We start from the raw sequence: 13,628 nt of genomic DNA, 5'->3' as shown, positions 1-13,628 counted from the left end.
CATAATCAGCAATCTGGACTTTGTCTAATTTCCGGAATGGGTATGACTGCTGTTTGAGAGGACGTGCCGGGCGCGGCAAAACGCTAAAAACCGGTACAATCGGAGCCAGACTTTTAAAGCAAAATCCTGTGCTTATGCTCACCCGCCTCGATAGCGCGCAGCCTGATTTCCAGGCCCGCCTTACTCGCCTGCTGCAATTCGACGACGCTGCCGATGCCGTCATCGAGCAGACCGTCGCGACGATCCTGCATGAAGTGAAGACACGGGGCGACGCCGCGGTGCTCGAATATACCGAGCGTTTCGACCGCCTTCCCGCTACTTCCCTGGCCAGCCTGGAACTGGGTCCGGCACAATTGCAGGCGGCACTCGCAGCCCTGCCCGTCGATACCCGCCAGGCGCTGGAGGCCGCGGCGGAACGTGTGCGCCGCTACCACGAGAAGCAGGTCCAGGGCTCGTGGAGCTATACCGAGGACGACGGCACCGTGCTGGGTCAGCAGGTCACCCCGCTCGACCGCGTCGGCCTCTACGTGCCAGGTGGCAAGGCGGCCTATCCGTCGTCGGTGCTGATGAACGCGATTCCGGCCAGGGTCGCCGGTGTGGCCGAGCTGATCATGGTGGTGCCGACGCCTGGCGGCGAGCAGAACCCGCTGGTGCTGGCCGCCGCCGCGATTGCCGGTGTCGACCGTGTGTTCACCATCGGCGGCGCGCAGGCGGTGGCTGCGCTCGCCTACGGCACCGAAACCGTGCCGCAGGTCGACAAGATCGTCGGCCCCGGTAACGCCTACGTGGCGGCGGCCAAGCGCCGCGTGTTCGGCACCGTCGGCATCGACATGATCGCCGGCCCGTCCGAGATTCTGGTGATCGCCGACGGCGCCACGCCGCCGGAATGGGTGGCGATGGACCTGTTCTCGCAGGCCGAGCACGACGAGATGGCGCAGGCTATCCTGCTGTCGCCCGATGCAGCCTACCTGGATGCGGTGGCGGCGGCGATCGACACGCTGATTGCGGAGATGCCGCGCAGCGAGGTGATCCGCACCTCGCTGACCAATCGCGGCGCGTTGATCAGGACGCGCGACCTTGACGAGGCGGCGGCGATCTCAAATTTCATCGCACCCGAACACCTGGAGCTGTCGGTGACCGACCCCGATGCGCTGCTGCCCAGGCTGCGCCACGCCGGCGCGATCTTCATGGGCAGGAACACCTGCGAGGCGCTCGGCGACTACTGCGCCGGGCCGAACCACGTGCTGCCGACCTCGCGCACCGCGCGCTTCTCGTCGCCGCTCGGCGTGTACGACTTCCAGAAGCGCAGCAGCCTGATCCACGTGTCCGAGGCCGGCGCGCAGACGCTGGGGCGGATCGCCGCCACCCTGGCCTACGGCGAGGGACTGCAGGCACACGCGCGTTCCGCCGAATATCGCCTGAAGCATAAATGAGCCAGCTATTCTAATGAGTCGCTACTGGAGCGCCGTGGTGCACGGCCTGACGCCCTACGTGCCGGGCGAGCAGCCGAAGCTGGCCAACCTGGTCAAGCTCAACACCAACGAGAACCCCTACGGACCCAGCCCGAAGGTGCTCGACGCCGTGCGCGCCGAAGCCGCCGACACGCTGCGCCTCTATCCCGATCCCAATTCCGACCGGCTACGCGCCGGCATCGCTGCCTATCATGGCGTGACGGCCGACCGGGTGTTCGTCGGCAACGGTTCCGACGAGGTGCTGGCGCATGCCTTCATGGCGCTCTTGAAGCACGATCGGCCGATTCTGTTTCCGGACATCACCTACAGCTTCTATCCGGTGTACTGCGGACTGTACGCGATCGCCCACCGTGCGATTCCGCTCACGGAGGCGTTCGAGATCCGGGTCGACGACTATCTGGCGCCCAACGGCGGGGTGATCTTCCCCAACCCCAATGCGCCGACCGGGTGCCTGCTGGCGCTGGATGAGGTCGAGCGTCTGCTCGCCGGCAACCCGGATTCGGTGGTGGTGATCGACGAGGCCTACATCGACTTCGGCGGCGCATCGGCGGTGGAACTGGTGGCGCGCTATCCGCAACTGCTGGTGGTCCGCACGCTGTCGAAATCGCATGCGCTGGCCGGCCTGCGCGTCGGCTACGCCATCGGCCAGCCGCATCTGGTCGAGGCGCTCAACCGGGTGAAGGACAGCTTCAATTCCTATCCGCTCGACCGCTTTGCCCAGGCGGGGGCGCTGGCGTCGATCGACGACCACGCCTGGTTCGAGCACATCTGCGCGAAAGTCGTGGCGACCCGCACCCGGCTGGTGGCTGAAATGGATAAGCTTGGCTTCGAGGTGCTGCCCTCGGCCGCCAACTTCGTCTTTGCCCGCCACCCGGCGCACGATGGCGCCGAACTGGCAGCCGCGCTGCGCGAGCGCAGCATCATCGTGCGTCATTTCAGGAATCCGGCCCGTATTGCGCCGTTCCTGCGCATTACGATCGGCACCGATGCGCAATGCGATGCACTGCTCGCCGCGCTGAAAGCCATCATGAACTGCTAGAATCTCCTATAAGCCTTATTTTTCGACGCCATGCGTACCGCCCAAGTCACCCGCAACACCCTCGAGACCCAGGTCACGGTCAGTCTCAACCTGGACGGCACCGGCATTGCCAAGCTTGCCACCGGCGTGCCGTTTCTCGATCACATGCTCGACCAGATCGCGCGCCACGGCCTGATCGACCTGGATATCCAGGCCCACGGCGACCTGCATATCGACGCCCATCACACGGTGGAAGACACCGGGATCACGTTCGGCCAGGCGTTTGCCCAGGCGCTCGGTGACAAGAAAGGTATCCGCCGCTACGGCCATGCCTATGTTCCGCTCGACGAGGCGCTGTCTCGCGTGGTGATCGACCTGTCGGGGCGGCCCGGACTGGAGTATCACGTCGATTACACCCGCGCGCGCATCGGCGAGTTCGATGTCGACCTGTTCCTTGAATTCTTCCGTGGTTTCATCAACCACGCCGGGGTGACGCTGCATATCGACAATCTGCGCGGCATCAATGCGCACCACCAGGCCGAAACCATTTTCAAGGCATTCGGCCGCGCGCTGCGCATGGCGGTGGAAACCGACCTGCGCATGGGCGACGTACTGCCATCGACAAAAGGTGCGCTATGAGGGCGTCGGCGATTTCAGGTGGCCGCACGCTGCGCGCCCCGCAAATCGAGGCGGCCAAGCTGTGAGCGTCGACATCGCCGTCATCGACTACGGCATGGGCAATCTGCGTTCGGTCTCCAAAGCCATCGAACACGTTGCGCCGGCTGCGACCGTGGCGGTGACTTCCGACCCGGCCGTGATTACCGCAGCCGGCCGCGTCGTGTTTCCGGGGCAAGGCGCCGCCCGCGACTGCATGCGTGAAATCGACGCACGCGGCCTGCGCCAGGCGATCGTCGATGCTGCCCGCAGCAAGCCTTTTCTGGGCATCTGCATGGGGATGCAGGTGCTGTTCGAGCACAGCGAGGAAGGCGATACCGCCTGCTTGGGGATACTGCCCGGCAGCGTGCAGCGTTTCCCGCACGAGGCGATGCACGACGGTCGAGGGAATAAACTGAAAGTGCCGCACATGGGCTGGAACAACGTCCATCAGGTGGTGCCGCATCCGTTGTGGACAGGCATCGAGGAAGGTGCGCGCTTCTACTTCGTCCACAGCTATTTCGTGCAGCCGGCTTCGCCGGAGGTGATTGCGGGATTTTCGCATTACCCGTTTCCTTTCACCTGCGCGGTGGCGTCTGCGAACATGTTTGCCGTCCAGTTTCACCCGGAAAAAAGCCAGAATGCCGGATTGACGCTGTTAGGCAATTTCGTAACCTGGAATCCGGGTGCCTCTGAAACCGCCTGCGATATGTCCGGCGCGGCCTGCGCCTAATATTACTCTGTACGACCCGCTGATCAGCCATGTTAATTATTCCTGCGATCGACCTTAAAGACGGCCACTGCGTGCGCCTGGAACAAGGCGAAATGGACCGCGCCACCGTGTTTTCCGAGGATCCTGCGGCGACCGCCCGCCACTGGAAAGAGCTGGGCGCGCGGCGCCTGCATCTGGTTGACCTGAACGGCGCTTTTGCCGGCAAGCCGATCAACGACGCGGCGATCCGTTCGATCGTCGAGGCCGTGGGTGACGAGATGCCGGTGCAGCTCGGCGGCGGTATCCGCGACCTCGCCACCATCGAGCGCTATCTCGACGACGGTGTGCGCTACGTCATCATCGGCACCGCCGCGGTGAAGAATCCCGGGTTCCTGCACGAAGCCTGCGACGCCTTCCCCGGTCACGTGATGGTCGGGCTCGACGCCCGTGACGGCAAGGTCGCAGTCGAAGGCTGGTCCAAGCTCACCGGCCACGATGTGATCGATCTGGCCAAGCGCTTCGAGGGTTATGGGGTAGAAGCCATCATCTATACCGACATCGGCCGCGACGGCATGCTGACCGGCGTCAACATCGAAGCCACCCAGCGCCTGGCGCAGGCGCTGTCGATCCCGGTCATCGCCAGCGGCGGCGTCACCAACCTCGACGACGTCAAGGCACTGTCCACCGTCGCCAAGGACGGCATCATCGGCGCCATCACCGGCCGTGCCATCTATCAGGGCACGCTCGACTTCGCCGAGGCGCAGAAGCTTGCCGACGAACTCGCGGGCGGCGTGTTCGGGGTCTGATTCGAGAGGCTGACCATGCTGGCAAAGCGCATCATTCCCTGTCTCGACGTAACCAATGGTCGCGTGGTCAAGGGGGTCAATTTCGTCGAGTTGAAGGACGCCGGCGACCCGGTGGAAATCGCCCGCCGCTACAACGAAGCGGGCGCCGACGAATTGACTTTTCTCGATATCACCGCATCCAGCGACAACCGCGACCTGATCCTGCATATCATCGAAGCGGTCGCCTCCGAGGTGTTCATTCCCTTGACGGTAGGCGGTGGGGTGCGTGCGGTGGGCGACGTGCAGCGCCTGCTCAACGCCGGCGCGGACAAGGTCAGCATCAACACCTCTGCCGTCACCAACCCGCAGCTGGTGAAGGATGCGGCGGACCGTTACGGCAGCCAGTGCATCGTGGTGGCGATCGATGCCAAGCGGACAGGCGATCATTGGGAGGTCTTCACCCACGGCGGCCGCAAAGCCACCGGGCTCGATGCGATCGAATGGGCGAAGCGGATGGAAAGCCTCGGTGCCGGTGAACTGCTGCTCACTTCGATGGATCGCGACGGCACCAAGAGCGGTTTCGATCTGGAACTTACGCGCGCGATTTCCGAGGCGGTCGACATTCCCATCATCGCCAGCGGCGGCGTCGGCAACCTGCAGCATCTGGTCGACGGCGTGCGCGAAGGCCGCGCCGACGCGGTGCTGGCGGCGAGCATTTTCCACTTCGGCGAATACGGCATCGACGAAGCGAAAAAATACATGAAGCAGCACGGCATCGAGGTGCGCCTGTGAGCGACTGGCTCGACTCGGTCAAATGGGACGCGCAGGGGCTGGTGCCGGCGATCGCCCAGGATGCCGCTAGCGGTGAAATCCTGATGGTCGCGTGGATGAACCGCGAAGCGCTGGAGGAAACTGCGCGCACGCTGCGCGGGGTGTACTGGTCGCGCTCACGCGGCAAATTGTGGCGCAAAGGCGAGGAGTCCGGCCATGTGCAGAACGTCAGCGAAATCCGGCTGGATTGCGACAATGACGTGGTGCTGCTGAAAGTTGAACAAGTCGGCGGCATTGCCTGTCATACCGGACGACGCTCCTGTTTTTTCCAGAAGCTCGACCGCGATAAACAGGGCGGTGAGCGCTGGGTGACGACCACCCCGGTGCTGAAAGCCCCCGATGAGATCTACCGTAAATGAGCGATATCCTGGATCGTCTGGCAGAGACGCTGGAAGCGCGCAAGCAGGCGTCGCCCGACAGCTCGTACGTGGCCAGGCTGTACGCCAAGGGTACCGACGCCATCCTGAAGAAAATCGGTGAGGAAGCGACCGAGACCGTAATGGCGGCGAAGGACGACCAGGCGGAAAAGATCATCTACGAAGTCGCCGATTTATGGTTTCATACTTTGATATTGCTGGCGCACAAGGGGCTGAAGCCGGCGGATGTGCTGAATGAGCTGGCGCGCCGGGAAGGGCTGTCCGGTCTGACAGAAAAGGCGAATCGACATGAGTGACTGCATCTTCTGCAAAATCGTTGCAGGCCAACTGCCGTGCGGCAAGGTCTATGAAGATGAGGACGTGCTGGCGTTTCACGATATCCACCCGTTTGCGCGGGTGCATTTCCTGATCATTCCGAAACAGCACGTCGCTACGCTGGGCGATTGCACCCCAGCGCATGAGAAACTGCTCGGCAAGATGCTTCTGCTGGCGCCGCGCCTGGCAAAAGAGCAGGGACTCGATGCCGGGTTCAAGACCCTGATCAATACCGGGCGTGGCGGCGGCCAGGAAGTGTTCCACATTCACGTGCATGTATTTGGCGGGGGTGACCCCGTTTCACGCAGTTAAGTCGAAAGGAGACGTATTATGGGTGGCTTCAGCATTTGGCATTGGCTAATCGTTCTGGTTGTGGTGCTGCTGATTTTCGGTACGAAGAAGCTGCGTAACATCGGCAGCGATCTCGGGGGGGCGGTCAAGGGCTTCAAGGAAGGCATGAAAGAAGAGGCGCCCAAGCTCAGTGACGGCGCCGAACAAAGCGGCACCACGATCGACGCGGAAGTCAAGGACAAGCACCACTCTTGAGGATGCGGAACCGGGTGGGGGCGGGTGCAAATTCGCCAGGCGGGATTCCCACTATCGCCTTATTCCTGGTTGGACCTAAATGTTCGATATCGGCTTTACTGAACTCATCGTCATCGGCGTGATTGCGCTGATCGTCATCGGCCCTGAGCGTCTGCCCAAGGTCGCGCGTACGGCGGGGCATCTGTATGGCCGCATGCAACGCTATGTGTCGTCCGTAAAATCGGACATCAGCCATGAGATGCAGCTGGATGAAATTCGCCGTGTCGGCGTGGAGATCAAGAATTCGGCCGAGTTGGCGGCGCTGGACGCCAAGCAGCAAGTCAGTGTGGTTGACGATTACCTGCGCGACGAGGCAAGCAGCATCAACAAGGCGTTGACGGCGACGGCAGCCGCTGCAACCGCGGGTGAGTCCCCTGTCAACGAACCCGCGCAAGAGACCCCGGAGCCGGTCGTGCAGCAAAGCCTGCCACTGGACGAGCCGGATCAGAACCTTGCCGCTGACGCGCCGCCTGCGGTGACTGAGCCGGCAGACGGCGAAACTACAGGAAAATCTGCATGAGCGACGGGCAGGAAACCTTTATCTCGCATTTGATCGAAATGCGCGATCGCCTGCTGCGCGCAGTAGCGATGGTGGTGGTGATTTTCATCTGCCTGTTCCCCTGGGCGCAGGATTTGTATGCGCTGCTGGCCAAGCCGTTGCTGGCGGCGTTGCCCAAGGGCGGGCAGATGATTGCCACCGAGGTCACGACACCGTTCTTCGTGCCGGTCAAGGTCACCATGATGGCCGCCTTCCTGCTGGCACTGCCATGGGTATTCTTCCAGGTCTGGGCGTTTGTCGCGCCGGGGCTGTACCAGCATGAAAAGCGTCTTGGCATACCGCTGGTGGTCGCCAGTGTCATCCTGTTCCTGCTGGGGATGGCGTTCGCCTATTTCCTGGTATTCCCGGTAGTGTTCGGCTTCATCGTCGGCGTTGCACCCGAAGGGGTGGCGGTGATGACCGACATTGGCAAATACCTCGACTTTGTGATGACCTTGTTCATGGCCTTCGGGATTACCTTCGAGGTTCCCGTCGCGGTGGTGCTGCTGGTCAAAATGGGCATGGTGTCGGTGGCCAAGCTGCGCGAAATCCGGCCGTATGTCATCGTCGGTGCCTTTATCATCGGCGCGGTATTCACCCCGCCCGACGTGATCTCGCAATTCATGCTGGCGGTGCCCCTGTGGGTACTGTACGAACTGGGTATCATCGTTGCCGCACTGATCACCAAACCCAGGCCTGAATCCGAGGCAAGCGAATCCGAAACGGATTACACGCCGATGTCCCCATCCGACATGGATGCCGAGCTGGACCGTATCGAAGCCAGTCTGATCGATCGCCCCCCAGCCTTGCCCGAGCAAGCCGAACCCGGCTCGCCCAAGAGTAGCTAGTGCACCGTGGCGGTGCGCAATGCACCGCTACGCACCAATACAGTGCCATTGCACCATCCCTTATAGACGCCTTTCGTTTTAAATCCGTGACTTAAGCAGCGGGAATGCCGTTTGCTTATACCCGCCAGCAATCAATAGGAACCGGGGCATGGAAGCGCTGAAATCGGGCAGTGACGTTTTGTTCGTATTGCTGGGCGGCATCATGGTGCTGGCCATGCATGCGGGGTTTGCCTTTCTTGAGCTGGGCACGGTGCGCAAGAAAAACCAGGTCAATGCCCTGGTCAAGATTCTCACCGATTTTTCAGTTTCCACGGTTGCCTATTTTTTTATCGGCTACAGCGTCGCCTATGGAATCGACTTCTTTTCCAGCGCCGAGATGCTATCGGCGAAAAATGGCTATGACCTGGTCAAGTTCTTTTTTCTGCTGACGTTTGCGGCGGCCATTCCGGCTATTGTGTCGGGAGGCATCGCCGAACGCGCACGCTTCAATCCGCAATTGGCGGCCACATTCGCATTGGTGGGGCTGGTTTACCCGTTTTTTGAAGGGATCGTCTGGAACGGCAATTATGGCCTTCAGGACTGGCTGGCCGCTGCCGTGGGAGCGCAATTCCATGACTTTGCCGGGTCGGTGGTGGTACATGCCATGGGCGGCTGGATTGCTTTGCCTGCCGTGCTGTTGCTCGGTGCGCGGCGCGGGCGCTATACCAGGGACGGCATGATCTCGGCACATCCGCCGTCCAATATCCCGTTTCTGGCACTCGGCGCATGGATTCTGACGGTGGGCTGGTTCGGTTTCAACGTGATGTCGGCCCAGCTGATCGAAGCCGTATCGGGGCTGGTGGCGGTGAATTCGCTGATGGCGATGGTGGGCGGTACGCTTGCGGCGCTGATGATCGGCCGCAACGACCCCGGCTTCATCCACAACGGTCCGCTCGCCGGCCTGGTGGCCGTGTGCGCAGGTTCCGACCTGATGCATCCGCTGGGTGCCTTGGCGACCGGCGCGATCGCCGGTGCGCTGTTCGTGTGGATGTTCATGGTGACGCAGAACAAATGGAAGATCGACGATGTGCTCGGAGTGTGGCCGTTACACGGCCTGTGCGGCGCATGGGGCGGGATTGCGGCGGGAGTTTTCGGTACCAGGGCACTGGGGGGAATGGGCGGTGTCAGTCTGGTGGCCCAGCTGATCGGCACACTGGGCGGCGTGGCCGTTGCTGTACTTGGTGGTCTGGTGGTGTATGGCATCCTGAAGCGGGCTGTGGGTTTGAGGCTGGACGCCGAGGCGGAGTTCAACGGCGCCGACCTCAGCATACACAAGGTGTCGGCGACAGCCGAACGCGAAACCAACTGGTAGCCCGGCTAGTCTTTTTTTAATTGCCGCAGGTGTCTGCGGCGCTCGATTTGCAACTGTTCGAGCTGCCGGTCCACTTGCACCACGTCGGGATGCTGCTCGGTGTATTCCAGCCGCAGTTCGGCGCGCTTGATGCGCAACTCGACCTGTTTCTTGTCAAGGCCGGCAAGGTAAGGGTCTGTCTGGACGGTGGCTGCCGGTGGACGCTCCGGCCGGGGCGGCCTAGATGCAGGCCGGTTGTCCGCCTCCATCCCCGCATCCGGGGCCGCAACGGGTTGCGATGTGGCATCCTGGGAGGAGCTGGCGTACGGTGGCGTGGGAGGAGGCAGGATCGGGCGGGCGGGGCCGATGAAATGCTCGATGACGATGATGCCCAGACCGATCAACAAGAACACGCCGAGGGGAGCGCCGAATGCCAGTACCCGCAGCAGACGTGGCACCTGCTTGGAAGGCGGCTGTGCTGACGCCGGTGCTGACGGTGCCAGCATCTGCAAGGCGCTGACCAGGCTGCGCGCGTCCGGCCGGGCTTCCGGGTTTTTGTGCAGCATGCGCGCCAGCAACCTGGCCAGATCAGGGGACAACTGGGGGCGCAGGGTCATTGCATGAACAGGCGTTTCATTGACCACACGGTAAACAATGGCCGGCAGGCTGTCGCCATCGAAGGCATACCGCCCGGTGAGCATTTCGTACAGCACGGCACCCAACGAAAAAATATCCGAGCGTCCATTGACCTCATGCCCCATCGCCTGTTCCGGCGACATGTAGCGTGGCGAGCCGAGCATTTGCCCGACCTGGATATGGTCGCTGTTGACGAAATGGGCGATCCCGAAATCGGTCAGCTTGATGCGTCCGCGCCGGCCGGTGACGACGACGTTGGCGGGCTTGACGTCGCGGTGGATGACGTCGTGCTCGTGCGCGAACGCCAGCGCCTCGGCCATCTGCGTGGCGGTATCGAGCACCAGATCCAGCGGCATCGGGCCTTTGTTCATGAGATCACGCAAGGTCGCGCCGGGAAGGTATTCCATGGCGATGTAGGCCAGTCCATCGGACTCGCCGACGTCATAGATCGTCACGATATTGGGATGCGACAGCCGACCGGCACTCTGCGCTTCGCGCAGAAAACGGGATTCCGCATCAGTGCCTTCTCGTCGCAATTGTGCGATGGGCACGGTCTTGATGGCGACGGTGCGTTCGATCAGTGGATCGCGCGCCCGATAAACCGTACCCATCGCACCCTGGCCGATTTCATCGAGAATTTCATAGCGGCCGATTTTCATGACGGGGTGAGCGTCAGGCCTGGCATTCCACGATCTGGCCGCGCACGCTGCGGCTGTCCATTCCCATCAGATACAGATACCAGGGCATCAGGTCGTCGACGCCGGGAATCGTCTCGGGCGCAAGCCCGGGATGGGTGCGCGAACGCAAGGTGGTCGCCACCTGGCCGGGAATCAGAGTGTTGATCCGCAGGTTTTCATCCGCGCTGAGCTCGTCGGCCCAGATCCGGGTGAGCGTTTCCAGGCCCGATTTTGCTACGGCATAGCCGCCCCAGTAGGCACTGGGTTGATGGCCGTGGGTTTCACCGGTAAACACGACTGACGCGTCCGGCGCCTGTCGCAGCAGCGGCAAACAGGCGCGGGTGAGCGCGAACGGTGCGATCAGATTGACCCGCATCAGGGTCTGCCACTGCTCGATCGTCTGCAGGTGGAGGGGTGTCAGGCTGTAAAACTGGTGTGCGCTGTGCAGCAATCCGTCGAGCCGTTTCAGATGATGCGCGAGGGTGCCGGCGAGGGTTTCCAGGCTGCGGTCGTCGGCGGCGGCCAGGTCATACGGAAACATGGCGGGTTCGGGACCGCCAGCGGCCAGGATGGCATCGTAGACCGCTTCGAGTTTGGCTTCGTCGCGTGCGAGCAGGGCGACAGTGGCACCGTGGCGCGCAAATGCCAGGCTGGCGGCACGCCCGAGGCCCGAACTGGCGCCGGTGACGAGAACGACACGGCCTGCGAGCAGGTCAGGACGGGGAAGATAATTTTTCATAGCTGTTCAAATAAAGCGCGGGCCGATTGTACTCCGCTCAGGGTTGCGCTTTCGAGTGTGGCGGGATAAGGCCCGCTAGTGTAATCACCCGCCAGGAACATGCGCCGGTGCGGGGTGCGGACGGCAGGACGTTTCAGGTTGGGGATGCAGGCGTAGCCCGCCTGTTTTTCGACGATGCTTTTGCGCCACTGTGCCGGGCCGGGTTGGGCGATTCGCAATAACTGGGCTTCGGCCTGATCCAGCCAGTTCGCGGGCAGATCCGTGGCGGTGCTGGCAACAAACGCCAGCAGCCCGGCCTGGCCGTGGCTCTGGCCGCGGTCGAACACAAACTGTGCGGGTCCCTCCGCCAGGGCAAACAGCGGCTTGGCCAGCCGAAAAGCCGGATCGTACTGAACGTAGCCGGTGGCAATCGGTTGATAGCGATAGGCCGACACGTCGCGCACGACCGATTCGAGCGCGGGAATCGCGCCAGCCAAACCCGCCAGATGTTGCGGCGCGACGGCGAGGATGACGTGGCTGTAGGCGGTCGCTCCGTCGCGCGTGTTCAAAGTGACGGCATCCGCTGTGGCATCGAGCGCGGTTACCCGGCAGGCCAGGCGCACCTGGCCGCCGCGTTCGACCAGGCGCGCAGCAGCGGGTGCAGGGAACAGGGCGGTCAGGTCGCGGCGCGGCAACAGCAGGTCGCTGGCATGATTGCGCCCGCCGAAAGCGGCGCGAATGACGTCGCGGAAAACCCTGGCGCTGGCCATTTCCGGCGGCGTGTTGAGAGCCGATACGCACAGCGGATGCCATAGCAGGCGGCGCAGTGTTTCGGGCTGGGAACGGGTGAGCTGGCTGACGCTTAGCTGGTCCGGCTCGGCCGTGTCGCGCAACAGCGCGTAGACCCAGCGTGCGGCGGCCAGCTTGTCGCGCCAGCCCAGCCCCTGTGCGCCGAGCAAGCCTGCCAGCAGATGCAGCGGCGCGGGCAGGCGCGGACAGGCGAGACCGAAATCCGGCGGCTGGCTAAGGGCCAGCGGCAGGCGCCATAAGCCGTCGTGCGTGGCGGCGGGGCGCAGGCGCTCGATCAGATGAAGGGTCTGCGCATACGCACCGAGCAGGATGTGTTGACCGTTGTCGAGCGGCCGGCCTGCGAGTTCGACCGCGCGCGCGCGGCCGCCCAGGGTGCGGCTGGCTTCGAACAGGGTGACGTCGACTCCTGCTTCGGCCAGCGTCAGTGCGGCGGCGCAGCCCGCCCAGCCGCCGCCGATCACCGCGACACGGACGGTCATGGAAATAGCCAGGTCTTGCTGGCCAGCCACAGCTTGCGCATTGGCGTGAGCGAGACCCGCGCGCGCAACACGGGGAATTCGGCGCGCCGGATTTCATTCAGTAAGGTGCGATAAATCGCCGCCATCACCAGCCCCGGGCGCTGCGCGTGGCGTGCACTGGCGGGGAGCGCGGCGAACGCGCGCTCGTAGCAGGCGGCGGCGCGTTCGAACTGGAACTGCATCAGCGCCTGAAATGCGGGGGTGACCACGCCATGCAGGATGTCGGCTTCGCGCGCGCCGAAACGTGCGAGTTCATCCTGCGGCAGATAAATCCGTCCGCGTCGCGCGTCCTCGCCGACGTCGCGAATGATGTTGGTGAGCTGGAACGCGAGCCCCAGTTCGTGCGCATAACGGCGAACCGCGCGATCGTCCGCGTTGCGCGCCCCGCCAAAAATCGCTGCCGCGACTTCACCCACCACACCGGCCACGCGATAGCAGTACAGGTTGAGGGATTTGAAATCGGGGTAGCGTAAATGCTCCAGATCCATCGCCATGCCGTCGACGATTTCCAGCAGCAGGGCAGCGGGCGCATTGCGGCCTTGCGCGGTATCGAGGAGGGCGCGGGTGGCCGGATGCTCTGGCGCGCCGGCTGCAAACCGCATGATTTCCTCGCGCCACCAGTCGAGCTTGGCCAGGGCGAGCTGGCTTTCGTGGCATTCATCCACCACGTCGTCGAGTTCGCGGCACAGGGCGTAAAACGCGGTGATCGCACGCCGCGTGTCCTGCGGCAGGAAGACGAAACTGTAATAGAAACTGGAGCCGCTGGCGGCAGCCCGTTCCTGGCAATACTGATGGACATCCATA

At 63.1% G+C, this 13,628-nt stretch carries 17 protein-coding genes; 13 read left to right on the top strand and 4 right to left on the bottom strand.

What is annotated here, in order from left to right; genetic code table 11:
- The first annotated feature begins 134 nt into the window (after positions 1-134).
- The 13 genes from hisD to B059_RS0113120 all read left to right on the top strand — a co-directional run bounded on the left by hisD (position 135) and on the right by B059_RS0113120 (position 9,486).
- Positions 135-1,433 (top strand): histidinol dehydrogenase, encoded by a 1,299-nt coding sequence (hisD, locus tag B059_RS0113180; RefSeq protein ID WP_026177521.1) that lies wholly within the window; start codon positions 135-137, stop codon positions 1,431-1,433.
- Between the two features lie 13 nt (positions 1,434-1,446).
- Complete coding sequence (gene hisC, locus B059_RS0113175) at positions 1,447-2,511, top strand: histidinol-phosphate transaminase (RefSeq protein ID WP_018078724.1); 1,065 nt, start codon at positions 1,447-1,449, stop codon at positions 2,509-2,511.
- A gap of 30 nt (positions 2,512-2,541) precedes the next feature.
- On the top strand, positions 2,542-3,129 hold the full coding sequence (gene hisB, locus B059_RS0113170) for an imidazoleglycerol-phosphate dehydratase HisB (RefSeq protein WP_018078723.1): 588 nt from the start codon (positions 2,542-2,544) through the stop codon (positions 3,127-3,129).
- 61 nt (positions 3,130-3,190) lie between these two features.
- Positions 3,191-3,877 carry an imidazole glycerol phosphate synthase subunit HisH gene (gene hisH / locus B059_RS0113165; protein ID WP_018078722.1) on the top strand — a complete coding sequence of 229 codons (687 nt, stop codon included), beginning with the start codon at positions 3,191-3,193 and terminating at the stop codon, positions 3,875-3,877.
- A gap of 29 nt (positions 3,878-3,906) precedes the next feature.
- Entirely contained in the window at positions 3,907-4,662 is a 756-nt protein-coding gene (gene hisA / locus B059_RS0113160; protein WP_018078721.1) for a 1-(5-phosphoribosyl)-5-[(5-phosphoribosylamino)methylideneamino]imidazole-4-carboxamide isomerase, read from the top strand.
- A gap of 15 nt (positions 4,663-4,677) precedes the next feature.
- Positions 4,678-5,433 carry an imidazole glycerol phosphate synthase subunit HisF gene (gene hisF / locus B059_RS0113155; protein WP_018078720.1) on the top strand — a complete coding sequence of 252 codons (756 nt, stop codon included), beginning with the start codon at positions 4,678-4,680 and terminating at the stop codon, positions 5,431-5,433.
- The gene (hisI, locus tag B059_RS0113150; RefSeq protein ID WP_018078719.1) at positions 5,430-5,831 is read left to right on the top strand and encodes a phosphoribosyl-AMP cyclohydrolase; all 402 of its coding nucleotides are present in this window, start codon (positions 5,430-5,432) and stop codon (positions 5,829-5,831) included. The genes hisF and hisI overlap by 4 nt, the downstream gene beginning before the upstream one ends.
- Entirely contained in the window at positions 5,828-6,145 is a 318-nt protein-coding gene (locus tag B059_RS0113145) for a phosphoribosyl-ATP diphosphatase (protein WP_018078718.1), read from the top strand. Before hisI ends, B059_RS0113145 begins: the two co-directional genes overlap by 4 nt.
- Positions 6,138-6,476: a histidine triad nucleotide-binding protein gene (locus B059_RS0113140; protein WP_018078717.1), complete on the top strand. Its 339-nt coding sequence runs from the start codon at positions 6,138-6,140 to the stop codon at positions 6,474-6,476. Before B059_RS0113145 ends, B059_RS0113140 begins: the two co-directional genes overlap by 8 nt.
- Before the next feature lie 18 nt (positions 6,477-6,494).
- Positions 6,495-6,710 carry a Sec-independent protein translocase subunit TatA gene (tatA, locus tag B059_RS0113135; RefSeq protein ID WP_018078716.1) on the top strand — a complete coding sequence of 72 codons (216 nt, stop codon included), beginning with the start codon at positions 6,495-6,497 and terminating at the stop codon, positions 6,708-6,710.
- Between the two features lie 79 nt (positions 6,711-6,789).
- Positions 6,790-7,269, top strand: a complete 480-nt coding sequence (gene tatB / locus B059_RS0113130; protein ID WP_018078715.1) for a Sec-independent protein translocase protein TatB — start codon at positions 6,790-6,792, stop codon at positions 7,267-7,269.
- Positions 7,266-8,135, top strand: coding sequence for a twin-arginine translocase subunit TatC (tatC, locus tag B059_RS0113125; RefSeq protein ID WP_018078714.1), 870 nt, complete (start codon positions 7,266-7,268; stop codon positions 8,133-8,135). The genes tatB and tatC overlap by 4 nt, the downstream gene beginning before the upstream one ends.
- A gap of 148 nt (positions 8,136-8,283) precedes the next feature.
- Positions 8,284-9,486, top strand: a complete 1,203-nt coding sequence (locus B059_RS0113120; RefSeq protein WP_018078713.1) for an ammonium transporter — start codon at positions 8,284-8,286, stop codon at positions 9,484-9,486.
- A gap of 5 nt (positions 9,487-9,491) precedes the next feature.
- On the opposite strand, the gene B059_RS0113115 is transcribed toward B059_RS0113120, so the two are convergent.
- The 4 genes from B059_RS0113115 to hpnD are packed head-to-tail and all read right to left on the bottom strand — an operon-like array spanning position 9,492 to position 13,627.
- A complete protein-coding gene (locus tag B059_RS0113115) occupies positions 9,492-10,760 on the bottom strand; it encodes a serine/threonine-protein kinase (RefSeq protein ID WP_018078712.1) in 1,269 nt (422 codons plus the stop codon).
- Positions 10,761-10,773: 13 nt separating this feature from the next.
- On the bottom strand, positions 10,774-11,517 hold the full coding sequence (locus B059_RS0113110) for an SDR family NAD(P)-dependent oxidoreductase (protein WP_018078711.1): 744 nt from the start codon (positions 11,515-11,517) through the stop codon (positions 10,774-10,776).
- Positions 11,514-12,785 (bottom strand): hydroxysqualene dehydroxylase HpnE, encoded by a 1,272-nt coding sequence (gene hpnE / locus B059_RS0113105; protein ID WP_018078710.1) that lies wholly within the window; start codon positions 12,783-12,785, stop codon positions 11,514-11,516. The genes B059_RS0113110 and hpnE overlap by 4 nt, the downstream gene beginning before the upstream one ends.
- Complete coding sequence (gene hpnD / locus B059_RS0113100; RefSeq protein WP_018078709.1) at positions 12,782-13,627, bottom strand: presqualene diphosphate synthase HpnD; 846 nt, start codon at positions 13,625-13,627, stop codon at positions 12,782-12,784. The genes hpnE and hpnD overlap by 4 nt, the downstream gene beginning before the upstream one ends.
- Position 13,628: the final 1 nt, after the last annotated feature.

Origin of the sequence: Thiobacillus denitrificans DSM 12475, from assembly GCF_000376425.1 — a bacterium.
Lineage (GTDB): Bacteria > Pseudomonadota > Gammaproteobacteria > Burkholderiales > Thiobacillaceae > Thiobacillus > Thiobacillus denitrificans.
Note: the sequence above shows the minus strand (reverse complement) of the source record. Positions and strands in the feature narration are given on the sequence as shown.

What these genes read in the sequence shown, in the direction of transcription:
- hisD (WP_026177521.1), top strand. Translation starts at nt 135, where the DNA reads ATGCTCACCCGCCTCGATAGCGCGCAGCCTGATTTCCAGGCCCGCCTT.
- hisC (WP_018078724.1), top strand. Translation starts at nt 1,447, where the DNA reads ATGAGTCGCTACTGGAGCGCCGTGGTGCACGGCCTGACGCCCTACGTG.
- hisB (WP_018078723.1), top strand. Translation starts at nt 2,542, where the DNA reads ATGCGTACCGCCCAAGTCACCCGCAACACCCTCGAGACCCAGGTCACG.
- hisA (WP_018078721.1), top strand. Translation starts at nt 3,907, where the DNA reads ATGTTAATTATTCCTGCGATCGACCTTAAAGACGGCCACTGCGTGCGC.
- hisF (WP_018078720.1), top strand. Translation starts at nt 4,678, where the DNA reads ATGCTGGCAAAGCGCATCATTCCCTGTCTCGACGTAACCAATGGTCGC.
- B059_RS0113145 (WP_018078718.1), top strand. Translation starts at nt 5,828, where the DNA reads ATGAGCGATATCCTGGATCGTCTGGCAGAGACGCTGGAAGCGCGCAAG.
- B059_RS0113140 (WP_018078717.1), top strand. Translation starts at nt 6,138, where the DNA reads ATGAGTGACTGCATCTTCTGCAAAATCGTTGCAGGCCAACTGCCGTGC.
- tatA (WP_018078716.1), top strand. Translation starts at nt 6,495, where the DNA reads ATGGGTGGCTTCAGCATTTGGCATTGGCTAATCGTTCTGGTTGTGGTG.
- tatB (WP_018078715.1), top strand. Translation starts at nt 6,790, where the DNA reads ATGTTCGATATCGGCTTTACTGAACTCATCGTCATCGGCGTGATTGCG.
- tatC (WP_018078714.1), top strand. Translation starts at nt 7,266, where the DNA reads ATGAGCGACGGGCAGGAAACCTTTATCTCGCATTTGATCGAAATGCGC.
- B059_RS0113120 (WP_018078713.1), top strand. Translation starts at nt 8,284, where the DNA reads ATGGAAGCGCTGAAATCGGGCAGTGACGTTTTGTTCGTATTGCTGGGC.
- B059_RS0113115 (WP_018078712.1), bottom strand. Translation starts at nt 10,760, where the DNA reads ATGAAAATCGGCCGCTATGAAATTCTCGATGAAATCGGCCAGGGTGCG.
- B059_RS0113110 (WP_018078711.1), bottom strand. Translation starts at nt 11,517, where the DNA reads ATGAAAAATTATCTTCCCCGTCCTGACCTGCTCGCAGGCCGTGTCGTT.
- hpnE (WP_018078710.1), bottom strand. Translation starts at nt 12,785, where the DNA reads ATGACCGTCCGTGTCGCGGTGATCGGCGGCGGCTGGGCGGGCTGCGCC.
- hpnD (WP_018078709.1), bottom strand. Translation starts at nt 13,627, where the DNA reads ATGGATGTCCATCAGTATTGCCAGGAACGGGCTGCCGCCAGCGGCTCC.